This is a genomic window from Phenylobacterium sp., assembly GCF_036402295.1.
GTDB lineage: Bacteria > Pseudomonadota > Alphaproteobacteria > Caulobacterales > Caulobacteraceae > Phenylobacterium.
Genome location: NZ_DASWTE010000065.1, coordinates 1 through 25,570 on the forward strand (window position 1 = coordinate 1; position 25,570 = coordinate 25,570).

Annotated in this window: 21 protein-coding genes and 1 pseudogene; 5 read left to right on the forward strand and 17 right to left on the reverse strand. The window is 70.7% G+C overall.

Annotated features, from left to right (window positions below; all coding sequences use genetic code 11):
• From VGD44_RS04185 to VGD44_RS04240, 12 genes are all read right to left on the reverse strand, one after another.
• The coding region (locus VGD44_RS04185; RefSeq protein ID WP_331084181.1) for a radical SAM protein at positions 1-931 on the reverse strand (931 nt) is incomplete at its 3' end.
• The gene (locus tag VGD44_RS04190) at positions 840-1,607 is read right to left on the reverse strand and encodes a prolipoprotein diacylglyceryl transferase (RefSeq protein ID WP_331084183.1); all 768 of its coding nucleotides are present in this window, start codon (positions 1,605-1,607) and stop codon (positions 840-842) included. The genes VGD44_RS04185 and VGD44_RS04190, both read right to left, overlap by 92 nt.
• A 152-nt stretch (positions 1,608-1,759) precedes the next feature.
• Positions 1,760-3,058 carry an ammonium transporter gene (locus VGD44_RS04195; protein WP_331084185.1) on the reverse strand — a complete coding sequence of 433 codons (1,299 nt, stop codon included), beginning with the start codon at positions 3,056-3,058 and terminating at the stop codon, positions 1,760-1,762.
• Between the two features lie 190 nt (positions 3,059-3,248).
• Positions 3,249-3,821, reverse strand: coding sequence for a GNAT family N-acetyltransferase (locus VGD44_RS04200; protein WP_331084187.1), 573 nt, complete (start codon positions 3,819-3,821; stop codon positions 3,249-3,251).
• Between the two features lie 207 nt (positions 3,822-4,028).
• Complete coding sequence (locus VGD44_RS04205; protein WP_331084189.1) at positions 4,029-5,201, reverse strand: sensor histidine kinase; 1,173 nt, start codon at positions 5,199-5,201, stop codon at positions 4,029-4,031.
• The gene (locus VGD44_RS04210) at positions 5,198-6,697 is read right to left on the reverse strand and encodes an ATPase domain-containing protein (protein ID WP_331084191.1); all 1,500 of its coding nucleotides are present in this window, start codon (positions 6,695-6,697) and stop codon (positions 5,198-5,200) included. Before VGD44_RS04210 ends, VGD44_RS04205 begins: the two co-directional genes overlap by 4 nt.
• A gap of 84 nt (positions 6,698-6,781) precedes the next feature.
• Complete coding sequence (locus tag VGD44_RS04215; RefSeq protein ID WP_331084193.1) at positions 6,782-8,104, reverse strand: MFS transporter; 1,323 nt, start codon at positions 8,102-8,104, stop codon at positions 6,782-6,784.
• Between the two features lie 122 nt (positions 8,105-8,226).
• A complete protein-coding gene (locus VGD44_RS04220) occupies positions 8,227-9,384 on the reverse strand; it encodes a hypothetical protein (protein WP_331084195.1) in 1,158 nt (385 codons plus the stop codon).
• Between the two features lie 118 nt (positions 9,385-9,502).
• On the reverse strand, positions 9,503-10,120 hold the full coding sequence (locus tag VGD44_RS04225) for a cation transporter (RefSeq protein ID WP_331084197.1): 618 nt from the start codon (positions 10,118-10,120) through the stop codon (positions 9,503-9,505).
• On the reverse strand, positions 10,120-10,725 hold the full coding sequence (locus VGD44_RS04230; protein WP_331084200.1) for a DUF6134 family protein: 606 nt from the start codon (positions 10,723-10,725) through the stop codon (positions 10,120-10,122). The genes VGD44_RS04225 and VGD44_RS04230 overlap by 1 nt, the downstream gene beginning before the upstream one ends.
• A 99-nt stretch (positions 10,726-10,824) precedes the next feature.
• Entirely contained in the window at positions 10,825-10,971 is a 147-nt protein-coding gene (locus VGD44_RS04235; protein ID WP_331084202.1) for a hypothetical protein, read from the reverse strand.
• A gap of 43 nt (positions 10,972-11,014) precedes the next feature.
• Positions 11,015-11,893: a transglutaminase family protein gene (locus tag VGD44_RS04240; RefSeq protein WP_331084204.1), complete on the reverse strand. Its 879-nt coding sequence runs from the start codon at positions 11,891-11,893 to the stop codon at positions 11,015-11,017.
• A gap of 115 nt (positions 11,894-12,008) precedes the next feature.
• Between VGD44_RS04240 and VGD44_RS04245 the strand changes: the two genes are divergently transcribed.
• Complete coding sequence (locus VGD44_RS04245; protein ID WP_331084206.1) at positions 12,009-12,329, forward strand: hypothetical protein; 321 nt, start codon at positions 12,009-12,011, stop codon at positions 12,327-12,329.
• A gap of 46 nt (positions 12,330-12,375) precedes the next feature.
• Positions 12,376-13,977: pseudogene (locus tag VGD44_RS04250) on the forward strand (phytoene desaturase family protein); the annotation flags it as partial.
• On the opposite strand, the gene VGD44_RS04255 reads toward VGD44_RS04250, so the two are convergent.
• Together VGD44_RS04255 and VGD44_RS04260 are read right to left on the reverse strand one after the other, a co-directional pair.
• Positions 13,974-16,754 carry a PAS domain S-box protein gene (locus VGD44_RS04255; protein ID WP_331084208.1) on the reverse strand — a complete coding sequence of 927 codons (2,781 nt, stop codon included), beginning with the start codon at positions 16,752-16,754 and terminating at the stop codon, positions 13,974-13,976. The pseudogene VGD44_RS04250 and the gene VGD44_RS04255 overlap by 4 nt on opposite strands.
• Before the next feature lie 413 nt (positions 16,755-17,167).
• A complete protein-coding gene (locus tag VGD44_RS04260; RefSeq protein WP_331084210.1) occupies positions 17,168-18,049 on the reverse strand; it encodes a helix-turn-helix transcriptional regulator in 882 nt (293 codons plus the stop codon).
• A 121-nt stretch (positions 18,050-18,170) separates the two neighbouring features.
• On the opposite strand from VGD44_RS04260, the gene VGD44_RS04265 reads away from it, so the two are divergent.
• Positions 18,171-18,524: a DMT family protein gene (locus VGD44_RS04265; protein ID WP_331084212.1), complete on the forward strand. Its 354-nt coding sequence runs from the start codon at positions 18,171-18,173 to the stop codon at positions 18,522-18,524.
• Positions 18,525-18,614: 90 nt separating this feature from the next.
• On the opposite strand, the gene VGD44_RS04270 is transcribed toward VGD44_RS04265, so the two are convergent.
• On the reverse strand, positions 18,615-18,911 hold the full coding sequence (locus VGD44_RS04270) for a hypothetical protein (RefSeq protein WP_331084214.1): 297 nt from the start codon (positions 18,909-18,911) through the stop codon (positions 18,615-18,617).
• Between the two features lie 183 nt (positions 18,912-19,094).
• Here VGD44_RS04270 and VGD44_RS04275 point away from each other — a divergent pair, with 183 nt between their 5' ends.
• A complete protein-coding gene (locus VGD44_RS04275; RefSeq protein WP_331084216.1) occupies positions 19,095-22,367 on the forward strand; it encodes a PAS domain S-box protein in 3,273 nt (1,090 codons plus the stop codon).
• Positions 22,368-22,622: 255 nt separating this feature from the next.
• Here VGD44_RS04275 and VGD44_RS04280 read toward each other — a convergent pair whose 3' ends face one another.
• Positions 22,623-22,856, reverse strand: a complete 234-nt coding sequence (locus VGD44_RS04280) for a hypothetical protein (RefSeq protein ID WP_331084218.1) — start codon at positions 22,854-22,856, stop codon at positions 22,623-22,625.
• A 236-nt stretch (positions 22,857-23,092) separates the two neighbouring features.
• Here VGD44_RS04280 and VGD44_RS04285 point away from each other — a divergent pair, with 236 nt between their 5' ends.
• Positions 23,093-24,493, forward strand: coding sequence for a UdgX family uracil-DNA binding protein (locus VGD44_RS04285; RefSeq protein WP_331084221.1), 1,401 nt, complete (start codon positions 23,093-23,095; stop codon positions 24,491-24,493).
• A gap of 2 nt (positions 24,494-24,495) precedes the next feature.
• Here VGD44_RS04285 and VGD44_RS04290 read toward each other — a convergent pair.
• Positions 24,496-25,570 (reverse strand): MFS transporter (locus VGD44_RS04290; protein ID WP_331084223.1); only part of this gene is annotated, 1,075 nt, incomplete at its 5' end.

Below are 25,570 nucleotides of genomic sequence, written 5' to 3' on the forward strand. Positions count from 1 at the left end.
CGGTGAGCACGATCCGGTGGCGGCGCGCGTCGAAGCCGTCGTTGCGGCCGGCGTCCTGGATCGGCTGGAAGGTGACGCCCCGCACACACCGCCAGTCCAGGGCAAAGCGGACGACGTCGGCGATCTCGCCGTCGTTGACGCCCTTCTTCAGGGTCACCACCAGGGTCGTGGAGATGTTCGCCCGCTCCAGCGCGTCCAACGCCTCGATCCGCACCCGCGTCAGGTCGGCGCCGCGCAGCTCCATCAGCGCGTCGCGCCTCAGGCTGTCGAACTGCAGATAGACCTCGAAGGCCGGCATGTACCCCGCCAGCCGCTCGGCGAATCCCGGCTCGCGGGCGATCCGCAGGCCGTTGGTGTTGATCATCAGGTGGCGGATCGGCCGCGCCTTGGCCGCATCCAGGATCTCCCAGAACTGCGGGTGGATGGTGGGCTCGCCGCCCGAGAGCTGCACGAGATCGGGTTCGCCCTCGGCCGCCACGATCACGTCCAGCATCCGCTCGATCTCGGCCAGTGGCCGGTGGCCCTCGCGCTTCACCGAGCTGTCGGCGAAGCACACCGGGCACGAGAGGTTGCAGGCCTCGTTCACCTCGATGATCGCCAGGCACGAGTGCTGCTCGTGGTCGGGGCAGAGGCCGCAGTCGTAGGGACACCCATGGTCGGTGCGCGTGGCCACGTTGAGCGGCCGGTCGCCGGGCTTCAGCCATTCGCGTTGCGATTTCCAGTAGGCGATGTCGTCGGCGATCAGGGTCTTCTGCACCCCGTGCTCGCGGCAGCGCTTCAGGTAGAAGACTGAGCCGTCCTCGCCGATGACCTTGGCCGGGACCAGCGCGAGGCAGGTCTCACACAGGCTCGTGGTCTGGCCGAGGAACAGGTAGGGCGCCGCCTTGCGAACGGTCGCGGGCGAGGCTTGCGCGGTAGTAGACCCATCCATACGCGACCAGCCCCCCGCAAAGGATATGGAAGACGTTAAGTGGCCCGATCAACGATGGATAGGGCTTGAGGAACTCCCAACCGAAGCGCGTGGCGCCGTACCAGATGCAGAGGGCGTAGAAGCCGCGCCGCATCGCCCACGGTCGCCGCCGCGCCAGGCCTTCGAGATAGATGGCCAGGAACACGGCCATGGCCAGGCTCTCGTAGAGCTGCACCGGGTGACGGCCGACGCCATCGCCCTGGTCCACGGCCCAGGGCAGCGTTGTGGGTGCGCCATAGGTCCCGTCCGGCAGTCCGGCGAACAGGCAGCCCCAGCGTCCGATCACGACGCCCAGGGCGAACGGCCCCACGAACACCCCGCCCGTCGACCCCGTCACGCCGCGCAGCGCCTTGTAAACCTCGACGCCCACGATCGCCCCGACCAGCGCGCCCACCACGCTGTGCGACAGCGCCGGCTGCGCCCCCTGCAGCGAATTCAGCGACCCCGCGAGCCACGCCCCGGGAATCGCGCCCGCCGCCAGTGCCGCGAAGTAGCCGCCGCCGACCTTGCCCGCGACGGCCTCGGTCAGTCCCCGCAGACGCCAGCGGTACAGCACGACGCTGAGCCCGATCCCGGCGCCCCAGGCGGCGAGGTCGAAGGCGGTATGCGCCCAGAGCGCCGTCGGAACCTGGATCATCTCCGGCTTCATCCCTCCCCTCTAGGGGAGGGCGGCGAGCGAAGCGAGACGGGTGGGGAAGTGTCGATCCTCCCCAACATCTGCGTCCTGGCCCCAAGCTTCCCCACCCTGGCGGCTGACGCCGCCTGTCCCTCCCTGAAGGGGAGGGATGGCTATGCCTGATACGCCCGCTCCCCGTGCGTGGACAGGTCCAGCCCGTCCTCGATCGCCTCAGGCGTCGCCCGAAGTCCGACGGTGAACTTGCAGACCAGCAGGATCGCCGCCGAGACGATGGCCGACCAGGCGCAGACCGCCGCAACGCCCATCGCCTGCACGCCCGCCTGCGCGCCCGTGTCCATGCCCTCGGCGTAGCCCGCGCCTCCCAGCTCGGCGGCGGCCAGCACCGCCACGCCCAGCGTCCCCAGGATGCCGCCCACGCCGTGCACGGCGAAGACGTCCAGGCTGTCGTCCAGCTTCAGGAGCGACTTCACCGGCTGCACGGCGTGGAAGCAGACCAGGCTGCCCAGCGCGCCCAGGATCACGCCGCCGACGGGGCCCACGAAGCCCGACGCCGGGGTGACGGTGGCCAGGCCCGCCACCACGCCGGTGACCACGCCCACCATGCTGGTGCGGCCGAACTTCAGCTTCTCGATCAGCGACCAGACCAGGCCCGCGGTCGCCGCCGACATGTGCGTCGCCACCAGCGCCGAGCCGGCCGCCCCGTCCGCCGCCAGCGCGCTGCCGGCGTTGAAGCCGTACCAGCCCACCCACAGCATGCCGGCGCCCATCATGGTCATGCCGGGGTTGTGCGGCGGGTGCAGGTCACCCGGGAAGCCGTCGCGGGGGCCCAGCATCGCCACCGCCACCAGCGACGAGACGCCGGCCGTGGCGTGCACCACGAGGCCGCCGGCATAGTCCATCACCTTCAGCTGGGCGAGCCAGCCGCCGCCCCAAACCCAGTGGCAGACCGGCGCATAGACCGCGAGCAGCCAGAGCCCGGAGAACAGGAGGACGGCGCTGAACTTGATCCGCTCGACGTAGGCGCCGACGATCAGGCCCGGCGTGATGATCGCGAAGGTCATCTGGAAGGCGAAGAAGACGCTCTCCGGCAGCGTCCCGCTCACCGCGTCGCGCCCGATCGGCAGGCCGAACTTGGCGAGGTCGCCGATGATCGGGTTCGCGCCCGAGAACGCCAGGCTGTAGCCGCCGAACAGCCACAGCACCGAGGCCAGGCAGGCGATCGCCACGCAGTGCATCATCACCGACAGCGCGTTCTTCGCTCGCACCAGGCCCGCATAGAACAGCGCCAGACCCGGCAGGGTCATGAACAGCACCAGCGCCGTGGCCGCCAGGATCCACGCGGTGTTGGCCGGATCGGCCGCGGGCGGGGCGTCCTGCGCCAGCGCCGACCCGGCGCCGCCTGCCGCGAAAATCAGCGTCGATAGTCCGGCCAGCACGCGCGCCCGGGTCATGACGTCTCCCCCTCGGCCCGCGCCGCCGGCGGTTTTCCGCCGATCTGCCTAGACGCAAGGCAAAGCCTGCATAGGCAGCGGGCAGGAGGCCGGCCAACCGCCTATCGGACGGGCGCCCGCGCGAGCGCCCGTCCGCGGGCGATTCAGCCTGCTTTTCGGGCAATTCATGCCGAAAACCTGGGCAGTCCGCTCATTTCGCCTGCCGGGCGAGCCACGCCTCGCGGGTCAGCAGCCACACCTGCCGGTCCATCCGGCCGACCACGAAATCGTACGGCTCCGTGTAGGCCAGCGTCGCGCCCTGCTTCTCCTTCACCCGCGCCGAACGGCGGTTCTCGATGGCGTTAGTCAGGTAGAGGTGCGGCCAGCCCAGCGTCACGAGCGCGTAGTCGGTGACCGCGTTGGCCGCTTCGGTCATCAGGCCCTGACCCCAGAGCTCCGGGTCCAGCCAGAAGCCGCGCGAGTCGCGCCGCTCGGGATCGTAGGCCCACAGGTCGATGCGGCCGCGGATCTCGTCGCAGCCCTTCAGCGTGATCGCCCAGTAGAATTTCAGGCCCTTCGCCCGGTCCTCCAGGCACTGGACCATGTTCGTCGCCGCGCCGTCTTCCGGATAGGGCCAGGGCACGCCCGCGTGCAGGTGCTTCACCAGCTCCCACTGCGGGAAGATCCGCTGCACGGCGGCGGTGTCGCGTTCCGCGAGCGGGCGCAGCACCAGCCGCGCCGTCTCCAGCACGGGCGTCGGGGGCAGGGGTATTGTCTCAGTCATCTCCGTCTCTCTTCGAATGAGCCGGAGGCCGGGGAGCGCCTTCCTGATCGAGTGGTCCAAAGCCCCGGCCGGTCCGGCGGGGCTTTCGTCTGGAAGGCTTAGGCGACTACGCGCGCACGACCGGCCAGACGCCCCGCGAGGGTGGCGCCCATGCAACCGGACGGGTTGGCGTTGCGACGGACCATGGCCGCGCCCTTAGCACAGACATCAACGACCGCCAAAGGCAGGCGGAGAAGGGACGTTCGGCTCGGCCTCAGTCCGACGGCGTCGGGGATTCGTCGGTGTGCCGCTGGAGACCTCGAGTTCGGCGCCCTCCAGCCGGGCCCGGATCGTGCAGACTACGCCGTCGGCGGGATACCGGATCGTCACCTCGCCGTTCAGGTCGGCCGCCAGCCCCCGCTCGATCAGTCGCGTGCCGAAGCCCGCGCGTGTCGGCGACGTGACCCGCGGTCCGTCGATTTCCCGCCATACGGCCGTCAGCTCGCGCCCGTCCCCGCGGCCCGAGATGCGCCAGGAAAAGTCGACGCGTCCTTCGTTGCCCGACAGGGCGCCGTACTTCACGGCATTGGTGGCCAGTTCGTGCACGGCCAGCGCGAAGGCGATGGCCGTCTTCGGCAACACGCGGACGCGCGGCCCGCTCATGACGATCCGTTCCTCGCCCAAGCCCAGGCGGAACGGCTGCGCCGCCTGGGCCGCAATCTCGCCGAGATCCGCCCCCGACCACTGCTCGTTGGTCAGCACGTCGTGGGCCTTCGACAGCGCCACGATCCGGGATGTCAGTACGTCGCGGGTGCGCGTGGAGACGTCGGCGCTGCGCAGGGTTTGGGTCACGATCGACTGGACCGTCGCCAGCGTATTCTTCACCCGATGGTTCAGCTCGTTGATGAGGAGCCGCAGGTGGGCTTGGTCCTGTCGTTGACGCGCGACCGCCGCGCGCAGGGCCTCCAGTCGAACGCGGGCCTCGTACTGCCGCCGCCGGCCGCGCAGCGCCGTCTGCACGATGCTGACCAGGGTGGTCGGATGAAAGGGTCGCTCCAGGAAGGTGACGTTGCCCAGGGCCTGGATGAAGCGGCCGGCCGCAGGATTGCGCTCGAGCCCGCCGCCGCGGGGCGCCAGCACGATCACCGGGAAGTCCGACCAGGGCGGTTGGGCTTCGATCCAGCGGGCGAGGCCGCGATAGTCCTGCTCATGCAGGACCTCCTCCACGATCAGGGCCGCGCCCGCGCCGGCCGCCAACTCGGGCATCAGCGCGTGCAGATCGCCGCAGACAGCCGTCGCGATGTGGGCCTCCGCTAGGATGGCGGAAGCGACCTGGGCGTCACGGCCCATGGGAGCCAGGATCAGCGTCCGTTCCGAGCCGAGGTTCGGAGTGGACGTCATGCGGAACGTTCGCCCATCAGCCCCGCGCCGGGCCCAACGAAATTCGGCACGCCCCGCAGGACGCCTTGGAAGTCGGTCAGGGGCGGACCGACGGTCAGGCCGGCGTCGCCGATCTCGTACTCGCGGATCGTCTTCTCGTGCCGGCCAGAGCGCTTCTTGATCACCGACACCGCCCTTCGCACCTCGCCTACGGCCTCAAAGTAGCGCAGCAGCAGCACCGTGTCGGCCAGGTAGGTGACATCCACCGGCGCCCGCATCTCGCCGACCAGGCCGTGCTGGGCGACCGTCAGGAAGGTGGTCGCGCCCTGGCGATTCAGGAACTGCAACAGCTCGTGCATGTGCAGGAGCAGGAAGTGTTCCTCGGGCATAGCCGCCTGGTAGCCGTTCAGGCTGTCGACCACCACAGTGCGGATGCCTTTGGCCTCGACACAGTGGCGCACGCGCGCAGTGAACTCGCCGGGCGACAGCTCGGCGGCGTCCACTTGCTGGATGATGAGGTCGCCCCCATCGACCATCCGCTGCAGGTCGATGCCCATGCCCTTGGCGCGATCGAACAGCAAACCCACTTCCTCGTCGAACACGAACAGGGCCGCCTTCTCGCCGCGATCCACGGCCGACACCGCGAAGTGGATCGCCATAAGGGACTTGCCGGTCCCGGCCGGGCCCAGGATCAGGCAGCTCGAGCCCCGCTCGAGGCCGCCGCCCATGAGTTGGTCCAGCCCCTCGATCCCGCTCGCCAGCGGTGTCCGGTCGAAGGCGGTGCGATGCTCGGCCGACACCAGGCGGGGATAGATCTCGAGGCCGCCGGTCTTGATCGTAAAGTCGTGGTAGCCGCCGCGGAATTTGCGGCCGCGATACTTCACCACCCGCACCCGTCGCCGCTCCGCCCCGTACTCGGGCGCCAGCTCTTCCAGCCGGATCACGCCGTGGGCCACGCTGTGCACGGTCTTGTCGAGGGTGTCGGTGGTCAGGTCATCCAGTAGCAGCACCGTCGCGTGGTGCCGGGCGAAATAGTGTTTCAGCGCCAGCACCTGGCGGCGATAGCGTAGCGAGCTCTGCGCCAGCAGCCGGATCTCGGAGAGGCTGTCGATCACCACCCGGACTGGCTTGGACCGTTCCACCGCCTGGAAGATCATGCTCGTCGTCTCGCCGAGCTCCAGGTCGGACGAATAGAGCAGGCTCTGCTGCTGCTTTTCGTCCAGCAGGCTCTCAGGCGGGGTCAGCTCGAAGACCTCGATGCCCTCCAGGTCCCATCCGTGGGCCGCCGCCGTGTCGCGCAGCTCCTCCTCGGTCTCCGATAGCGTGATGTAGAGCCCTGGTTCGCCCTTATGAGCGCCGGCGCGCAGGAAGCTCAGCGCCGTCGTCGTCTTGCCGGTCCCGGGGCTTCCCTCCAGCAGGTAGACCCGGTCGCGCGCAAAGCCGCCGGCGAGGATGTCGTCGAGTCCGGCGACGCCCGTCGACGCCTGCGAGGCGATCTGTCCACCTGCCGTGTTCATGTCCTTTCCCGATGGCCGTTCGGCCAAGCTACGCCCCTGACGGAAATGTCGGGCGACGGCTCGGGTTCCCGTCGGGGCGACCGGCTACGCCGCCGCCCGCCGCCGGGGGTCGCGCACGGCCAGCACCAGGACCACGAAGGCCGAGACGAGGAAACCCAGCGAGGCCATGAACACCACGTTGTAGCCGTAGAGCTCGGCCACCACGCCGCCGATCAGCGGGCCGGCGGTCGCGGTGATGCTCTCGGCGGTCGCGGAGACGGCGATGCGCATCGGCAGGTCGTCGCGGTTCCCGAACTCCAGGATCATGGTGTTGGCGGCCATCATGTAGCCGCTGAGCGACGCGCCCAGCGCCGCGAAGGCGGCGAAGATCCACACGGGCTCGTGCAGGTTCAGCAGCATCAGGGTCGCCCCCACCCAGCCGATCAGCGAGGCGATCAGCACGACGCGGAAGCCCGTCTTGTCGCCGAGGTAGCCCCACAGCAGGTTCGAGGCCGTGTCCGCCCCCAGGAACGCGAACGACAAGAGCCCCAGCGTCGCCCCGTCAGCGCCCATCACCTTGCCGACGTAGAGGATGTAGAACGGCGTCGCGATCCGCGCCGAGGTGGCCAGCATCTGCACCACCAGGAAGGCGGCGTAGGCCTTGTCCTGGGCGATCAGCTGCGGGAAGTCGCGCAGCCGGTCTCGGAACCGCGCCTGCGCCCGCACCGTCGGCGGCTCCGGCTCCTTCAGCAGGAGCTGCAGGGCCCAGAGGCCCGCGCTAGTCAGCAGGAAGGCGAAGACGAACGTCGTCGAATAGCCGTTCCCGAACAGGTTGGTCTCGATGAAGTACTTGCCCGCCACCCAGGCGAGGATGGCGGCGATCAGCCCGCCGGTGGCGTTGCGCCAGGCCTGCAGCCGGCCGCGCCGGCTGATCGGGATCACCTTCGACATCAGCAGGTTGAAGACCACCCGCTGCGCGCCCATGAAGATCCCGAACATCAGGATGAAGAACAGCAGGGCCCAGACCAGCGGCTGGCCCGAGAGAAGCCACCCGGCGATCCCCATGCCCAGGATCGCCAGGCGCCCCAGCCCGCCCATCCACATGGCCGCCGGCATCACCTTGGTGCGGTGCTCGACCTTGGTGGCGCCGAAGATCGGCGAGATGATCCCGCCCACCTGTTGCAGCGCCAGCGCCAGACCCACCACGCTGTTCGAGCCCGACACCGCGAACAGGTAGGCCGGCAGGAAGGTGGGCGCATTGACCAGCCGGAAGCCGGTCATCCCCAGCATGCCGTGCAGGTAGTTGCCCAGGTAGTTCCGCTTGAGGTTGTCCCAGACGAACTTCTCGTAGGCCGCCTCACGCGCGGCGAGGTCGTCGTCGGCGGCCGTCAGGGCGGCGTCTTCGGTTTCCTCGAGCTTGGCGTCCATCGATGCCCGTGTGCAGGTTTCGGCGCCCGCGTACCACGGCTCCCCTCAAAAGCGGCGGATGTTTTTCGAAGATCCGGTCCAATGCTAGGGCGATTTCCAGAGCGCGCAACGGGTTGCGGCGACTATGGGCTGGCGGCCGCCGGCTCCATCGCGCCGTAGCGCCGCCAGAGCAGCGCGAACGCCATCAGGGCGCCGGCGACCCCGACCAGGATCGGCGCTGCGAACGGTGCGCCGCCCGCGATCAGGGCCGCGCCCAGCAGGCAGGCCCCGCCGCAGCCCAGGTCCCAGCCGGTCTCGGTCGCCACGCTGAAGCGCAGCGGGCAGGAGGAGGCCTTGGCCAGGGTGTAGATCGGGGCCATCAGCGCGGGAATCCACAGCGCGACGACAAGCGCGCCCAGGGCGTTGGCCGTCACCGCCATCCACGGCGAACTCAGGCTGAAGCCGCGCAGCGTCAGCACGCCCACGGCCACGATCAGCGCCACGATGATGGCGGTCCGTCCCCGCCCGGCGTCGATGTAGCGGCCGACGACGAGACTGGACGCCGCCCCGGCGAGCGCCGCCAGGGCCATCGCCCCGCCATAGGCCTCGAAGCGCTCGCCCAGCGCCACGAACAGGGCGATCTGCCAGATGTAGTGGTAGCCGCCGGCGAAGATGCCGTCGCAGGCCATCAGGCCCATGGCGAGCCGCGCCCCCTTCAGGTCCCCCGGCGCTTCGGGGGCGACCGGGAGGCGGGGCGCCCCAAGCAGCGGCGCGGCCGCCAGCACCTGGATCGCCGCCACGGCCAGGAACGTCGGCCAGGGCCCGGCCATCACCAGCGCCCAGCCGCCCGCCAGGGGCGCGGCGATGCTGATCACCGACGTCAGCGCCTGGCGCACGCCGATCTGGCCGCCGCGGTGCTGGTCGTCGCCGACGCTGGCGAAATAGGCGTGGTACGAGGTCCAGTAGAGGACGCTGCCCACGGGGCCGATCAGGACCACGGCCAGGAAGGCGAGGTCGAGCCCCTTCACCAGCGGCAGCACCGGATAGATCGCCGCCTCGAACACGGTGCCGAGGATGAGGGTCTCGCGCAGGCCGATCCGCCGCGCCAGCGGCAGCGCCAGCGGGCGCAGCACGAACCGCCCGGCATTCATCGCCGCCATGGCGCACAGCACCAGCGGCGCGGGCACGCCGGCCTGCAGCATGAAGACCAGGACGAAAATGCCGCCCGCGTTCTCGGCGAACGCCTGGACCGCGGTATGTGCGTTGAGGCGGTTGATCGCCTCGTTGCTGAAGAAGCTCATGGAACATGCCCCCAGGGCATAGAACTGCGCACTGGCTCGGCCCCGCATTCCGCGGCGGCGGCCATGGATTCAGCGAGTGGGCGTCAGCCCCTGAGGCGCTCGGTGCACATGGCGGGAGTTAGCCACGGCCGCCCGCCTCGGGCAAGTCGGCCGAACGCTGCTCTTCGCGGGCCGCCGCGAACACCTCGTGCGCGGCGCCGGCGTTCATCGCCGCGATCGCGAGCCCCACGATCACGTCGGGCCAGGCCGAGCGCCAGGCTAACGCCGTCACAAACCCCGCGCCGATGATCGCGAGGTTGGCGAAGGCGTCGTTGCGCGCCGAGAGGAACGCCGCCCGCGAGAGGCTGCCGCCCGTGGCGCGGTGGCGGGCCAGCATCACCGCGCAGACCACGTTGACGGCCAGTGCGCCGAGGCCGGTCGCCGAGAGCGCGACGGGATCCGGCGCGACCGGCGAATTGACCTTCTCCCAGGCCGTCCAGAGGGTGGCGACGCCCGGCGCCAGCAGGATGGCGGCCAGGACCATCCCCAGCCGCGCCCGCGCCGCCGCCGACCAGCCCAAGGCCAGCAGGATCAGCAGGTTGACCGAGGCGTCCTCGAGGAAGTCGATGGAATCGGCGAACAGCGCCACCGACCCGATCGCCAGCGCCGCGGCGAACTCCACGCCGAAGTAGCCGAGGTTGAGGGCCGCCACCCATCGGACGGCCCGGCGCAGGCCAGGATCGGCCCAGGCGACCATCAGATCCGCTTGTATTCCAGCTTCGAGCCGTCCTCGAGCTTGCCCTTGAGCGCCATCCAGTTGCCCTGCGCGTCGTAGAAGTCGTCGATCTCGGCGTCGCCGCGGATCTGCCAGTGGCCCGCCTTCACCTTGCTGCAGGTGACTTTCAGCATCTTGCCTTCCTGCTGGTTGAACAGCGGGCGGCCGAAGCTGGCCTGGTTCCAGTGGCTGAGCGGCACGGCGTCGGCCGGACCGCGCTGGGCGCCGTCGGGCCCGGTGATGGCCACGTGGCTCCCCAAGGCGCGGCCCGATGCCCGATAGACCTTGCCGTTGCCGTTCGTCGTGGTGTCGACGCTGACCCACTTGCCGCCGGCCCATTTCTCCACGGCGGTGTGCTTGTACTTGTAGACCGGCACCGGCCCCACCTTGACCGTCATGTTGACGTCGGTGGAGACCGTGCGGGCGTCGTCGTCGCCCGTGAAGGTGATGACGTGCTCGCCCACCTTCGTCCCATTCCGGAAGACGGCGAAGGCCAGCCGAGGCGGCGGTGCCGCCAGGGCCGCGCCCGGAACCAGCAACCCCACACCTGCCGCCAGAAGCTCGCGACGACCTACCAACAGGCTCATGTCAGACTTTCCCAGATCCACGCGCATCGATCATAGCGCGGCGTCGGCGGGCTTGTCCCCGCGACACTGCCGGCCATGACGGCTGATGGTACGTGTCGGCTAGTGTCCCGGACGCGGCTTGTAGCTGCGCGGTTCGCGGACGGGCAGCGGCTTCTTGGGCGGCTTCTGGCCATGCTGTGGCGTCGCGGCGGACTTCGGGAAGCTCACGCCCAGCATCGAGTTCTGCTGCTGGAAGCCATGCGTCATGGGTCTGCCCTGCTTTTTTTGTCGCCGCTGTCGAATTTCTGACTCATGCGGCCGCCGGAAGCGAATCAAGGGCGCGCACATCCACGTGAACGGCCAGGCTTGTTTCGCCGGGGTCGCCGTAGATGGCGCCCGACACCGGCGCGGCCTCCAGGGGCGTGCGCGCGACGGCCACGGGGATCAGGTCGGGGCTGTCGGCCAGGGCGTTGGTCGGATCGAACTCAGTCCATCCCAGGTCGGGCAGGAACGCCTCGCACCAGGCGTGCGTCGCGCCCGCGCCGCGCAAATCGCCGTGGGCGGGGCAGTAGAGGTAGCCCGTCACGAAGCGGGCCGCGTAGCCCAGCCGGCGCAGTGACTCCACCATCAGCCAGGCGAAGTCGCGGCAGGTGCCCGCGCCGGTGCGCACGGTGTGGGCGGGATCCTGCGCCGCGCCCATGTCGCGCGGCTGGTACTCGAACGCGTCGTGGATCGAGCGGTTGAGCCGCAGCAGGAACGCCAGCGCCGGCTCGTGCGGGCCGCCCACCCGGTCGCGCAGCCACCTCAGCAGGTCGCCTTCGGTGTCGTCGGTGGCCGGGTCGATGAAAGGCGCCAGCGTCGCGCGGTCGGCGGGGGTGTAGACGATCGGCGTCGCGGTCTGCGGATCCTGGATGTGCAGGTCCGAGATCTGCGCCGGGAAGCGCTCGATCACCAGGTCGCTGATGATCGACAGGACCCGGGAGTCGCCGGCGGGCGTGAAGCAGCACACCGAGTTGCCCAGGGCGTCGTACACCCACCGCACTTCGCCGGGGGGCGAGACGGTCAGCACCGCGTCCGCCACGCGGATAGCGTGGCTGTCGCGCGGCCGCAGCAGCAGCCGGTGCTGGGTGAACGAGACGGGCTTCTCGTAGGTGTAGAAGGTCTCGTGACGGATCGCGAGCCGGGCCATGCGTTCGGGAATGGCTGAGGCTGATTGCGGTTCCAGCGCGCCGCTCGTCGCATTGTCGGGATCGACCGGCCAAGCTCCGCGTTCTGAGCCTGAGGGTCTGTTCGGAGCTAGTCCCGTGCCGCGTAGTATGTCCGCTCCCTACTCGGGCCTGTCTCGAGAGTCGCAATCGGATCCGCGGGAGCGCCGGGGCGAGACCCTCACCGGCCGCGTCCGCCTCGACGACTCCAGCTTCGTCGACTGCCGCTTCCACAAGGCCACGCTGGTCTACGCGGGCCTCGGCCCCACCCGGATCAGCGGCTGCCGATTCGAAGACACGCTCTTCGAGTTCGACGGCCCCGCCGCCAACGCGCTCGCCTTCCTGCAGGCCATGTCGAACCCGCGGAGCGGCCTGCGAGACGTCGTGAAGGCCTCCTTCCCCCGCATCTTCGCGCACTAGCCGGTCCGCGCGGCCAGTTGCCGCCCGCCCGCCGCCGTGCCAGTGGGCGGCCATGACGACTGATGTGATCGTGGTCGGCGGGGGCCACAACGGGCTGACCTGCGCGGCGTACCTGGCCAAGGCCGGGCTGAAGGTGACGGTGCTGGAGCGGCGCGGGGTCGTCGGCGGCGCCGCGGTGACCGAAGAATTCCATCCTGGCTTCAAGAACTCGGTGGCCAGCTACACTGTCTCGCTGCTCAATCCGCGGGTCATCGCCGATCTGGAGCTGCACCGCCACGGCCTGAAGGTCGTCGAGCGGAAGATGTCCAACTTCCTGCCGCTGGACGGCGACCACTTCTGTGTCGGCGACGGGATCACCCAGGCCGAGACGGCGCGCTTCTCGAAGAAGGACGCCGAGCGGCTGCCCGCCTACTGGGACCGCCTCGACCGCATCGCAGACGTCCTGCGCGACTTGGTGCTGGCGACGCCGCCGAACCTCGTTGAGGGAAGCTTCGCCGAGGCGCTGCCCGAGCTGCTGAAGAGCGCCGTCCTCGGCCGCAAGCTCTCGAAGCTGGACCTCACCGCCAAGCGCGATCTCCTGGCCCTGTTCTCGCAGTCGGCCGGCGACTGGCTGGACGGCTGGTTCGAGAGCGCGCCGATCAAGGCCGCGTACGGGTTCGACGGCGTGGTCGGCAACTACGCCAGCCCCTACACGCCGGGCTCGGCCTACGTGCTGCTGCACCACGTTTTCGGCGAGGTGAACGGCAAGAAGGGCGCCTGGGGCCACGCGATCGGCGGCATGGGCGCGATCAGCCAGGCCATGGCCGCCTGCTGCCGCGAGCGCGGAGTCGAGATCCGCACCGACGTTACGGTCGCCGGGATCCTCACCGAGAAGGGCCGCGCCACAGGCGTCGTCACCGCGTCGGGCGAGACGCTGAAGGCCCGCGCGGTGGTCTCGAACCTCCATCCGCAGCTCACCTTCGGCAAGCTGGTGGCCGGCGCGGCCCAGCCCGCCGACTTCCAGGAGCGCATCGCCCGGTACCGCTCGGGCTCAGGCACCTTCCGCATGAACGTGGCGCTGTCAGAGCTGCCCCGCTTCACCGTGAAGCCCGAGGCGGGCGACCACCTGACCGCCGGCATCATCATCGCCCCCAGCCTGGCCTACATGGAGCGCGCCTACGACGACGCCCGCGTCCACGGCTGGTCGAAGGAGCCCATCGTCGAGATGCTCATCCCGTCCACCCTGGACGACAGCCTGGCGCCCGCGGGCCAGCATGTGGCCAGCCTGTTCTGCCAGCACGTCTCGCCCGAGCTGCCCGGCGGCCGCTCCTGGGACGACTGCCGTGACGAGGTCGCCGACCTGATGATCGCCACGGTCGACAAGCACGCGCCCGGCTTCGCGAAGTCGGTGCTGGGCCGCCAGGTCCTGTCGCCGCTGGACCTCGAGCGCACCTTCGGCCTCGTGAACGGCGACATCATGCACGGCCGCCTCAGCCTGGATCAGCTGTTCTCGGCCCGGCCGGTGCTGGGCGCCGGCGACTACCGCTCGCCGGTCCGCGGCCTTTACCAGTGCGGCGCGGGCACGCATCCCGGCGGCGGCGTCACCGGAGCGCCCGGCCACAACGCGGCCCACGAGATGCTCAAGGACTTTCGCCGCCGGCGGGTCTAGCCCTCGGCCGCCAGGGCCTCTTCCCAGGCCGTGACCTCGGCCAGGGCCTCCAGCAGCGCCGCCACGTCGATCGGCTTCCTCACATGGCCGTCGAACAGGCCGGCGGCGGCCTCGCCCAGTTCGTGGTCGGCCGAGAAGGCCAGGATCGGCGCGTCGCGGTTCGGGCCCGGCGCGCCGCGTATCCGCCGCGCCGCCTCGGGGCCGTCCATCACCGGCATGCGGATGTCCAGCAGGATCACGTCGTAGGGCAGCATCTGCGCCAGCTCGACGGCAGCGGCGCCGTCCTCCACCGCAGTGACCTCGATCTCGAACGGCGCCAGCACCGAGGCCGTCAGCTCGCGGTTCAGCGCGTTGTCGTCGGCCAGCAGCACGCGCAGGCCCGAGAGGCCCGTCGGCGCCGCGTCGTCGCCGAGCGCCGCGGTGGGCACCTCGCAGGCGGGCGCCGGGATCTCGAAGGCGAAGGTCGAGCCCTCGCCGACCGCGCTGGTCACGCCGATCTCGCCGCCCATGGCCTCGACCAGCCCGCGGCAGATGGCCAGCCCCAGGCCCGTGCCGCGCCCGGCCTTGGCCATCGAGCCGTCGACCTGGGAGTAACGCTGGAACAGCTTGGCCTGCTGCTCGGCGTCCATGCCCGCGCCGCTGTCCTTCACCGCCACGCGCAGGCGGTCGCCGGCGTAGCTGACCGTCACCGTCACCGCGCCGGCCTCGGTGAACTTCACCGCGTTGCCGATCAGGTTCAGCAGCACCTGGCGCAGCCGGTCGGGATCGAGGCTCACGTACGCCGGCAGGTCGTCGGTCGGCGCGAAGCTGAGGGTCAGGCCCTTCTCCGCCGCCTGCGGCTCGAACAGGCCGATCGCCTCGCCCAGCATGTCGCGCGCCGCCACCGGCTTCCGTCGGATGGGCATCAGGCCCGCTTCCAGCTTCGAGAAGTCCAGGATGTCGTTGACGATCGCCAGCAGCGCCTGGCCGGCGCCGCCGATGCGGCCCAGCTGGTAGCGCGCCTCGTCCGTCAGGTCCTGCCGGCCCTCGAGCAGGGAGGTGAAGCCCAGGATCGCGGTCAGCGGCGTGCGGATCTCGTGGCTCATGTTGGCCATGAAGTCGGCCTTGGCCGCCGCGGCCGCCTCGGCCTCGTCGCGGGCCTGCTTGAGCTGGTCCTCGAGCTCGAGGCGCGCGCTCACGTCGCGCAGCTGCGAGATCACCGCAACGACCTCGTCGGCGTCGTTGCGCACGAGCGACGGGTTGCCCTCCATCCACACCCATCCGCCGTCGGCGGTGCGGATGCGGTAGGTGCGGTCGCGCGTGGTGTTGACCACGCCGGCCCGGAACAGCTCAGCGAGCAGGGCCCGCAGCTTCGGCGCATCGTCCGGGTGGACGATGGAGTACCCGCTGCGCCCGACCAGCTGCTCGGGGTCGTAGCCGTAACGGGTCACCGACGGCGACACGTAGAGGATGGTGTCCTCGGCATCGACCTTCAGGATCACGTCCGTCGCATGGTCGGCCAGCACGCGGTAGCGCGCCTCGCTCTCGGCGGTGGCCGCCTCGGCCTCCTTACGCGCGCTGATGTCGCGGATCTGGGTGACCACCGCCTCGAACTGCCCCTCGGCGTTGCGCACGATGGTGGGATTGCCCTCGGCCCAGACGAAGCGGCCGTCCTTGGTGCGCACCCGGTAGGCCCGCTCCAGTTGAGGGTCGACGGCGCCGGTCTTGGCCATCGCGCCGGCGCGGGCGGTGACCAGCCCGTAGTCTTCGGGATGGATGAATTCGAAGACCGGGCGGCCGATCAGATCGTCGGCCGCGTAGCCGAACTGCGCGATCGACGGCGAGGCGTACCTGACGACCGCAGAGGCGTCGATCTTCAGGATCACGTCGGTCGCGTTGTCGGCCAGCATCCGATAGCGCGCCTCGCTCTCGCCTATCCTGGCCAGGGCTTCACGCAGCGAGGTGTCCAGCCGCCGCCGCTCGGCGAGCACCGCCGTGAGCGGCAGGGTCACGAGGCTGACCGTCGCCAGCAGCACCTGCAGCACGGCCAGCTGCATCGGCAGGCCGCCGGGGATGGTCGTCGCAGAGCCGTACCCGCTCAGGGTAGAGACCACGGCCACGAAGATGGTGATCAGGAGCACCAGCGCCGTGCCGGCCGCGCCCAGCGAGAAGGCGCACCAGACCAGCGGCGGGAAGAGCACGAAGAAGAAGGAATAGGTCTGCTGGCCGAACACCAGGGCTAGCGCCGCCGCCAGCGCCAGCACCGGCGCCAGGTTCCGTCGGCGGGCGAACATCGCCCGGAGCGAGCCGTGGTCGACCGCCAGCGCCGTGAGGGCCGGCGTGATGAGGATCAGACCGAGGGCGTCGGAAAGGTACCATGGCGCCATCACCTGGAGCGGATCGCCGCCGATGATCGCGGTCCCGCTGGCGGCGGAGACGATGGGAGCCAGCACGCCGGCGGCGGCCAGGGCCATGAGGTGGCGCGGCCGGGTCACGTCGGGCGCGGGTCCGGCCAGCCGCCGTGCGATGGCGGCGGCGAGCAGGATCTCGGCGCCGTTGCCGACCGCGAACGACAGGGCGCGCAGCAACGAGTCGCCGACCGCCAGGTTCGCCGCGGTCAGCCCGGCCACCGCCGCCGCCGTGTAGGCTGGCCAGGCGCGGGGCGGCAGCCGCAGCAGGATGGCCAACGCCAGCGCGTTGCCCGGCCAGATGGCGGCCACCTGGCCGTGGTCGCGGGTGAAGAGGATGCAGGCGAGGGCGAGCGCGAAGGCGCCGAGCGCGAGCGCCGAGAGGCGCACGGCGGCATGTTCCGCTAGCGATCGAAGCCTGCCCGGCATGCGGCCCCCCAGTTGGCGACGCGCCCATCTTGCCCATCAGGCCTTGTCGTCGCCTTAACCTGCGTGCTTCCAAATGGCGCGGACTGGACGCGGGCCCATGCACCCTCGGGCCCGCGTCCTCCCCAACCCACGACCTCGCGGGGGGCAAGGTCGCTATCGCCACCGGGGGCGACGTCCAGCGGCGGATCACGTCTGTCCCGCACGAAGGGACAGGGGGACCGCGACCCGCCGCTCCGGCTCTCGGAGAAGGGTGTCCACCCCTCCGAAGCCAAGCCTGTGTGACGTCGAGGAGACCGTGCGCCGGGCGGTGCGGGAAGGCGCGGCGGCTTGCATCGTTGCGCACCGGCATGCGCCGCGATGCGCCGGTTCGCCTGTCAGGTGTGGGCAGGTTCGCTGTAGGCCGCGCCGCGGGCCAGCGACCGGGCGATCGGCAGCTGCAGCAGGAGGTCGCCGCCCAGCGGGATCTGCGCCGGCCCGACGTCCCGCAGCAGGTGGCGGGCCACCGCTTCCGGCACCGAGCCCTCGGGGGCCAGGGGGTGCTGCGCGGCCAGCCGCGCGAAGGTGGCGTCGTCCGCCGCCGCATCGCCCGTGAGGTCGCCGACCCGCTCGAACATCATGGCGTAGGCGGTCGGCGTGCGGCCCGGGTCGAGCGCCGGCGCCAGCACCAGGCCGTCGACCACCTCCACCCTCGGGGCCGACACGCCGTTGAACAGGCCGAACAGCACCGCGCCCCCCGACGCGTCGGCGGCGATGGCGAACAGCTGGTTGTGCAGCGGCAGCATCCAGCCCTCCGCAATCGTCCCGCCCGACCCGATCTTCAGCGTCAGCAGTCCCGAGGCGGGGTCCAGGCGCATCATCCCGTGGTCGTGCACGAACCGGCCCGGCTGCAGCACATAGGGCCGCGTCGAGCGGAAGAATCCCTCATAGGCCGCCCACCGCAGCTGGGTCGTGGCGACGGCCTGGTCCAGGATCGCCAGCGGCAGCCCCGCCGCCGTCGGTCCCGCCGGCGCGTCCGCGCCCAGGCGCTGGGCCAGTTCACCCACGCCGCGGTCCCAGTCCAGCGCGGTGAATCCCTGGACCCGGCGCGCCACCGCCGCCGTCAGCCGGACCAGGTTGTAGCCGGTGGGAACCGCCGCGCCGGTCACCCAGCGCCCGACCGCCGACTTGTCCACGCCCAGCTCGGCCGCCAACTGGCCGCGGCTGATCGACAAAGCCTTCAGCACCAGCTCCAGCTTCTCGCGGAACCTGTCACTCATCGACTCTCCCCAGGACTGGCGGGAAGCTTATCGGACACCACGTTCGGCGAAACCCCCGGCGCCGGGGTCGCGGTGTGCGTGGCAGGATGTGCGCAGGGATTCGGGTGAGGGGAGCCGCGCCATGCCGTCCGTCTGGGCCTTCACGGCGCCGGTGCTGATGCTGGTCGCCTCGAACGTCTTCATGACCTTCGCGTGGTACGGCCACCTCAAGGTCGAGCATCGCGCTCTCTGGATCATCGTCCTGGTGAGCTGGGGGATTGCGTTCTTCGAATACTGGCTGGCCGTTCCCGCCAACCGCATCGGCCGCCACGTCTACGATCCGGCCGAACTCAAGGCGATGCAGGAGGTCATCACACTCGCGGTCTTCGCGGTGTTCTCGGTGACCTACCTCGGCGAGCGCCTGACCGTGAACCACGCCGTCGGCTTCGCCCTGATCGCGGGCGGCGCATGGTTCGTATTCAAGGGGCCGCTATAGGCAGCGTTCTAATCTTCCTCACCCGTAGGGGGAGGAGGTCCTCACGAGAACCGCGCCGCAGGTCTCCCCGCGGCGCGCGTTCCGGTCCGCCTACTGCGGCGCGGTGGTGGGCTTGGTCTCGGGCGTCGCCGTTTCCTCGGCGGGGGCCTTCTGGTCCGCCGGCGGGTTCGACGCCGCGTCCGACGGCTCGGTCTGGGTCGAGGCCGACTTGCCCGCATCGTCGGCCGTGGCGGGCGTCTCGGCCTTGTCGGTCTTGGCCTTCTTGGTCTTCTCGGTCTTCGCCGCCGCGGCCGGTTCAGCCGTCTTGCCGGGTTCTTCCGCAAAGGCGGCTGCGGGCAGAGCGCAGGCCAGCGACAGCGCCGCGGCCGAGATGAGCATGGTTCGCATAGAAAGGTCCCTTCGGTCTCTCCCCGACCTTGCGTGCAGTGCTCTCTCGTCAACGTGGCCGTGCCGGGGCGCGATCACGTCCGGAATCTGGCGAGTGGTAGAGCTTGCAGAGGGTGGCCTGCGACACTCGGCCACCCCGCGTGAAAGAAAGCGGGAATGTCTGGCGTGCAAGAGGGGCGCCGGATGGAGGGATTCAGGGTGGATGTCGCCCGGCAGGACGCCAGGGGTCTGAAGTGGGCGCGTCTGGCCGGCGTCTGCGGCCTTACGTTCGCATTCGCCTGGCTCTGCCTCATGCTTCCGCGCGGGCTGGAGCGGGTCTCGCCGATCTGGCTTCCGAACGCCTTCCTCCTCACGGTCCTCCTGATGTCGCGCCGCTCGGCCTGGCCGGCGCTTACGGGCATGGGCGCGCTGGGCGGACTGCTGGCCAGCCTCGTCGTGGGCGGCGATCCGGCGCTCGCCGTGGCGCTGACCCTCTGCAACACGCTGGAGGCGGCAGGCTGTGCGATGCTGCTGGTGCGGGTGCTCGGCCGAACGCCCGACATGTCCCGCGTGGGCAACCTGATCCGCTACGCCGCCATCGTGGCGGTCAGCGCGCTCGCCAGCGCGGGCCTGGCCACCGTGTTCCTCGCCGCGTCGGGCGGCGCCCCGGCGATGTCGAGCTTCGCCACCTGGGCGATGGCGGATTTCGCCGGCCTCGTCGTCATCACCCCGTGCCTTCTTGCGCTCGCAGGCGACCGCTCGAGTTGGCGGCGACTGGTGAGCCGTGACGCCTGGCCGTTGGGCCTGCTGCTGCTGGTCGTCGGCGGGGTGTTCCTGCAGGACGGGCAGCCGCTCACCTATCTGATCGTGGCCGCCCTCCTGCTGGTCACTTGGCGCCTGCGCATCGCGGGGGCGGCGGCGGGCCTGCTGGCCACGCTGGCCATCGCGGTGGCATGCACCGTCGCCGGCCTCGGCCCCTTCGCGCTGATCGAAGGCTCGGTAGCCGTGCAGGTGCTGGCGCTCCAGGCGTTCCTGGCGGTCTGCTTCTACGTGAGCGTGCCCCTGGCGATTCAGGCCGCGCGCGCCCGCGAGCTGAAGGCGGCGCTCGGCGGCGCCCTCACCGAGGCCCGCGACGCCGAGTCGCGCTACCGTCTGATCGCCGATCGGGCCCACGACATCATCGTTCGGGCCGACCTGACCGCGCGGATCGTCTACATCTCGCCGGCCTGCCGGGCGCTCGGCTACGAGCCCGAGGACCTCATCGGGACCAGCGGCATCGAGCTGGTCCACCCGGACGACCGCGAGCGATACGTCGACAACACCAGCCAGCTCGTCCGCGACGGCGTGGCCGATCAGTTGCGCGACCGCCAGCATCGCTTCCGGTGCAAGGACGGCACGTACGTTTGGCTGGAGGGCAACCCCACCGTCCTGACCGACGACGAGGGCAAGCCCGTCGAGCTCCTGAACGTCTTCCGCAACATCAACGACCGCAAGGCCGCGGAGACCGAGCTGGCCGGCAAGCAGGCCGAGCTCGCAATCCTGACCGACCACGCGCCCGACCTCCTGGTGCGCATCGATACCGACGACCGGATCGTCTACGCCTCGCCCGCGGCCCGGCAGTTCGGCTATGAGCCCGCCGACCTCGTGGGCCGCCGCCGGGCCGACCTCGTCCATCCCGAGGACCTGGAGCGCCTCTTCCGCCGCCTGGCCAAGCGCATGGCCGGCGACGAGATAGAGGCGGCAGATCGCCAGTACCGCATCCGCCGCGGCGACGGTGAATGGATCTGGGTCGAGGGCAGCCTGTCGCTCGTGCGCGATGCGGCCGGTGCAGTGGTCGGCGCCGTTTCGCTGGTGCGCGACGTCTCCGAGCGGCGCGCCGCCGCCGAGGCTCTGGCTGAAAGCGAGACGCGCTACCGGACGTTGGCGGAAAACGTCTCCGACATCCTTGTGCGCTTCGGTCCCGACGGCCTCGTGCGCTACATCTCCGCCTCGTGCCGGGCCATCGGCGTCGATCCGGAGAAGGCCGTCGGCCAGTCGATCCTCAAGATCGTCGCGCCGGAGCACGCCGCCCATTCGGAAGCCATCGTGGCCGGGCTGTTCAGCGGCGCCGAGGTCGACGCGTCGGTGCGGCGCGTCCACCGCGTGATCACGCCCGACGGCGCCGAGGTGTGGTTGGAGGGCAGTCCCAAGCTGGTGCGGGACGAGGCGGGCAAGGTGGTCGAGGTCGTGACCGTGCTGCGCGACGTCTCGGTTCGTCAGCAGATGGAAGCGGCGCTGCGGCGGGCGCAGGAAGAGGCCGAGGCCGCGGCCCAGGTGAAGTCCGAGTTCCTGGCCAACATGAGCCACGAGCTCAGAACCCCGCTCACGAGCGTGCTCGGCTTCACCAAGCTCGCCCTCGAGCAGCCGGAACTGGCGCCCTTGACCCGCACCTATGTCGAGCGGGTGTCCGACGCCAGCCGGGCGCTGCTGAGCGCGGTGAACGACATCCTCGACTTCTCCAAGCTGGAGGCCGGGCAGGTCACCTTCCAAACCCAGGCGGTGGCCCTGGCGGGCCTGACGCGGTCGGCCCTGCACCTCTTCCAACCCCAGGCCGGCGCCAAGGACCTGCAGCTGATCTTCGACTGCGACCTCGCCGACGACCACGCCGCCATGCTCGACCCCGACCGCATGCGCCAGGTGCTGCTCAACCTGATTGGCAACGCGGTGAAGTTCACCGAGACCGGGTCGGTCACGCTCTCCGTCGCCTACGACGACGGCGCACAGGCCCTCCACGTGGCGGTCCGCGACACGGGCGCAGGTATTCCGGCGGATCGCATTGACCGCCTGTTCAAGCGCTTCAGCCAGGTCGACGGATCGCTGACCCGGACCGGCGGCACCGGCCTCGGGCTGGCGATCTGCAAGGGCATCGTCGAAGCCATGGGCGGTGAGATCGGCGTCACCAGCGAAGTCGGGCAGGGGAGCTGCTTCGCCTTCACCGTTCCGGCGCCGCGCACGCAGGCCGTCACCAGCGCGCCGGCGGGGCCGTCCCAGGACCAAGTCGCGTTCGGCGGCGTCCGCGTGCTCATCGTCGATGACCATCCGGCCAACCGCGAGCTCGTCGGCCTGATCCTCGCTGGAGTCGGCGCCGAGGTGACGGAGGCGGAGGACGGCGTCGCGGCGGCGGAGCTGGCCGCCCAATGGCCCTACGACGTGATCCTGATGGACGTCCGCATGCCCCGGCTCGACGGCCCCGGCGCCCTCGCGCGGATCCGCAGCGAACCTGGCCCGAATGGCGCGACGCCGATCCTCGCGTTCACGGCCGACGCCGACGCGGAATCCGGCGCCCAGCTGCTGGCGGCCGGTTTCCAGGGCCTGGTGGCGAAGCCGGTCTCACCACCCGACCTGGTGGCCGCCGTGGCGCAGGCCAGCGCCTTCGCGGACGAGGAGCTCGTCCTGGAAGGCCATGCCGGCTGGCACGATCCTGGTGGCCGAGGATGACGTCTGGATCCGGGAGCACGATCGCGCCGAAGGCGTCTGAGCCCGAGAAGAAGTCGGACTAGCGGCCCCCAGCTGTCGCCGGCAACTCATGCCCAGCCAGCCTGGCCAACCTGTCGGCGGCGGCAAGCAGGACCGCGCGGCGTTGTGGCAGGGGTTCTGCGGCGGCCTCCTGCGCCAATGCGGTCGCCCGCGCGAGGTAGCCTTCGGCTTGCAGCGCGTGGCTGGCCTGGCGCGCCGCCCGCAAGCGCTCGTCGGTCAGCATTGAACGTGGACTTGGCTCTCGCGGATCGGCCGGAAGACGGGCTGGTCCCGGTGGAGCGCCAGGACGGCGCGCTCGCCCTCCCAGACCTCTACGTGGTCGCAGCTCTCGTGCTGTCCCAGGAGCCGTTCGGCGAGGGCGAAGATGCCGCCATCACCGGGAAGCTCGAACGCCTCGAACGACGGTGATCCGCCGTCCGCGTGGCACAGGTGGAAGGTGTACATCGGCATTGGCGGTCTCCCGTCGCTGCTTGAGCGGGAGCATGAGCCTTGCCAAAGGACCGGTCTCTCAGCCGCCGACGCCCATCGGGTCTATGCCAGCGATGAGGTATTGGGCGCGGCGGTCGGGCCCGCGTCAATCCGCCGGTTGCTCAACAAGCGCTGTTGGCTCTGCGCGACGGCCAGTTTGCAAAGTATCCAGTCACTCCCCTCTTGCGCGAACAAATAGCGAACATTACCATCTGCCGATGGAGGTGGTCCGGCTCGCCCACGAAACGGATTTCGACGGCTGGCGCGCGGCCGCGCGGGCTTTGCGCGCCCGGGCCGTCGCGCCCGCGGACACACTGTGGACCGTAGACGACCAGGCCTCGCCGTTCGCGGTCACGTCCCCCCCTGAAGTCGGCGGCGAAGGGGCCCTGGCTCTGCATTCACCTCCGGCCGGGAGCTTCACCGTGCCGAAGGGCTTCGTGGAGCTGGCCGAGCGGGTGATCCTGCACCGGTCGGACGAGCGGTTCGCGCTGCTCTACCGCCTGCTCTGGCGGCTGCAGGACCAGCCCGGCCTGCTGCGCATCGCCTCCGACCCCGACGTCGCCCTGGCGGCGGGCCTGGCGCGCGACGTCGACAAGGCGGCGCACAAGATGAAGGCCTTCGTCCGCTTCTGCGGCGCCTACGACGACCAGGGCGAGGCCTTCGTCGCCTGGTTCGAGCCGGCCCACCGCGTCGTCGAGGCCACCGCGCCGTTCTTCGTGAGGCGGTTCGCCAACACCCGCTGGTCGATCCTGACCCCGGACGTCTGCGCCCACTGGACCCTGGCGCAGCTCACCATCACGCCCGGCGCCGACCCGGCCGATGCGCCGCGCGTCGACCAACTCGAGAGTCACTGGAAGGCCCGCTACGCCGCGATCTTCGACCCGAGGCGGAACCCGCCCGAGGGGGCTCCCATTCCCGAGCGGGTCAGGAGCCCTCTGGAGCCCGAGATGGTCGCTAAGTCCGAGCCCAGCCGCCGGGTCGTGAAGGCCGCGATCCGCAACAGCCGCGACGCGCCGTGGGACGGCGTGGCTCCTACGACGCTGGACGAGGTCGCCGCCGGCGTCGATCACTGCCGCCGCTGCGACCTCTGGCGCGACGCGACGCAAGGCGTGGCGGGCGAGGGGCCGCGCAAGGCGAAGCTCCTGTTCGTGGGCGAGCAGCCGGGCGACCAGGAGGACCTGGCGGGCCGTCCGTTCGTCGGGCCTGCGGGGCAGGTGTTCGACAAGGCCCTGGCCGAAGCCGGCGTGCCGCGCGCCGAGACCTACGTCACCAACGCCGTGAAACACTTCAAGCACGAGCTGCGCGGCAAGCGGCGCATCCACCAGACCCCGACCTCGGGCGAGGTCACCGCCTGCCGCTGGTGGCTGGACGCCGAGCGGCGGATCATCCGCCCGCGGGTGATCGTGAGCCTGGGCGCCACGGCGGCGCTGGCGGTGTTCGGCAAGGCCACGCCGGTGGGCAAGTTCCGGCAGCAGGCGCTGCAGCTCTCCGACCAGGCCCAGGGCGTCGTCACCTACCACCCCTCGTACCTGCTGCGCGTGCCCGACGCCGAAGCCAAGGCCAAGGCCTACGCCGCCTTCGTCGAGGACCTGAAGTTCGCCTGGAAGCTGGCCGCGTGAGGCTAACGGCGCGAGGTCAGCAGGTAGCCCGCGCCCACGGCCATGGCGGCGATCCCCGACGCCAGGAACGCAGCCTGGTATGACCCCGCGTCGGCCACGAAGCCGAAGGCGAGCATCAGGAGCACCGTGCCGCACTGCATGACGAACCCCTTCACCGAGGCCACGGTGGCGCGGGTCTCGGGCTTGAGCGCGTGCTGGAAGCGGGCGTCGGCGTTCACGTCGACCAGCCAGAAAAGGGTCACGTAGATCATCGGCAGCACGACCGCCCACGGCTGGAACGTCGCCGCGGCGGCGGTGACGCAGCCGCCGGCCGCCAGGATCATCAGGTAGAGCGCCCGCTCGGGCAGGGCGTGCAACCGGTGCGCCACTGCCGCCGCCAGGGTTCCCGCCGCTGCGAGCGCGGCCATGAACAGCGCGATGCCCGACTTCGGCAGGCCCACCTGCTGGCCGAACAGCTGCCAGTAGTCGGCCAGCGCCCAGACCACCGCCTGGGTGGCGGCGATGAAGGTGAGCAGGCGCGGCACGCCGGGCAGCCGCATGGCCTCCAGCGCGCCGCGGCGCAGGTGGCCGAAGTAGTTCCAGTCGCCGGTGGCCAGGGACCGCGGCGCGGGCGGCAGCAGCAGCGCGGAAGCCGCCGCCGCCAGGCCGGTCGCGATGCTGGCGGCGATCATCTGCGGGTAGCTCAGGAACGCCAGCGCGGCCCCCGCGAGCGAGGCGGCCAGCACGCCCGAGAACCGCGCCGCCTGGGTGCGGCCGAAGATGCGGGCGTACTCGTCCTGCCGGTTCATCGCCTTCAGCTCGTCGTAGATCGCCGCCTCGAACGCCCCCGACAGCGTGGCGCTCTTGAAGCCCCACAGCATCAGCCCGATCAGGAAGCCCCAGAAGCCGGGGAAGGCGAGCCAGACCCCGAAGCCCACGCACCGCACCAGCTGGGCTATCGCCATCAGCCCGCGGCGCGAGAAGCGGTCGGCCAGGACCCCGCACGGCACCTCGAGCAGCACGCAGACCGCCGACCACGCCGCCAGGATGACGCCGATCTCGGCCGGCGTGAGGCCGCGCTCGGCGAACATCACCGTG

What these genes read in the sequence shown, in the direction of transcription:
- VGD44_RS04280 (WP_331084218.1), bottom strand. Translation starts at nt 22,856, where the DNA reads ATGCCGATGTACACCTTCCACCTGTGCCACGCGGACGGCGGATCACCG.
- VGD44_RS04210 (WP_331084191.1), bottom strand. Translation starts at nt 6,697, where the DNA reads ATGAACACGGCAGGTGGACAGATCGCCTCGCAGGCGTCGACGGGCGTC.
- VGD44_RS04240 (WP_331084204.1), bottom strand. Translation starts at nt 11,893, where the DNA reads ATGGCCCGGCTCGCGATCCGTCACGAGACCTTCTACACCTACGAGAAG.
- VGD44_RS04275 (WP_331084216.1), top strand. Translation starts at nt 19,095, where the DNA reads ATGGAGGGATTCAGGGTGGATGTCGCCCGGCAGGACGCCAGGGGTCTG.
- VGD44_RS04190 (WP_331084183.1), bottom strand. Translation starts at nt 1,607, where the DNA reads ATGATCCAGGTTCCGACGGCGCTCTGGGCGCATACCGCCTTCGACCTC.
- VGD44_RS04205 (WP_331084189.1), bottom strand. Translation starts at nt 5,201, where the DNA reads ATGACGTCCACTCCGAACCTCGGCTCGGAACGGACGCTGATCCTGGCT.
- VGD44_RS04270 (WP_331084214.1), bottom strand. Translation starts at nt 18,911, where the DNA reads ATGCGAACCATGCTCATCTCGGCCGCGGCGCTGTCGCTGGCCTGCGCT.
- VGD44_RS04235 (WP_331084202.1), bottom strand. Translation starts at nt 10,971, where the DNA reads ATGACGCATGGCTTCCAGCAGCAGAACTCGATGCTGGGCGTGAGCTTC.
- VGD44_RS04285 (WP_331084221.1), top strand. Translation starts at nt 23,093, where the DNA reads ATGGAGGTGGTCCGGCTCGCCCACGAAACGGATTTCGACGGCTGGCGC.
- VGD44_RS04215 (WP_331084193.1), bottom strand. Translation starts at nt 8,104, where the DNA reads ATGGACGCCAAGCTCGAGGAAACCGAAGACGCCGCCCTGACGGCCGCC.
- VGD44_RS04195 (WP_331084185.1), bottom strand. Translation starts at nt 3,058, where the DNA reads ATGACCCGGGCGCGCGTGCTGGCCGGACTATCGACGCTGATTTTCGCG.
- VGD44_RS04265 (WP_331084212.1), top strand. Translation starts at nt 18,171, where the DNA reads ATGCCGTCCGTCTGGGCCTTCACGGCGCCGGTGCTGATGCTGGTCGCC.
- VGD44_RS04225 (WP_331084197.1), bottom strand. Translation starts at nt 10,120, where the DNA reads ATGGTCGCCTGGGCCGATCCTGGCCTGCGCCGGGCCGTCCGATGGGTG.
- VGD44_RS04200 (WP_331084187.1), bottom strand. Translation starts at nt 3,821, where the DNA reads ATGACTGAGACAATACCCCTGCCCCCGACGCCCGTGCTGGAGACGGCG.
- VGD44_RS04220 (WP_331084195.1), bottom strand. Translation starts at nt 9,384, where the DNA reads ATGAGCTTCTTCAGCAACGAGGCGATCAACCGCCTCAACGCACATACC.
- VGD44_RS04230 (WP_331084200.1), bottom strand. Translation starts at nt 10,725, where the DNA reads ATGAGCCTGTTGGTAGGTCGTCGCGAGCTTCTGGCGGCAGGTGTGGGG.
- VGD44_RS04260 (WP_331084210.1), bottom strand. Translation starts at nt 18,049, where the DNA reads ATGAGTGACAGGTTCCGCGAGAAGCTGGAGCTGGTGCTGAAGGCTTTG.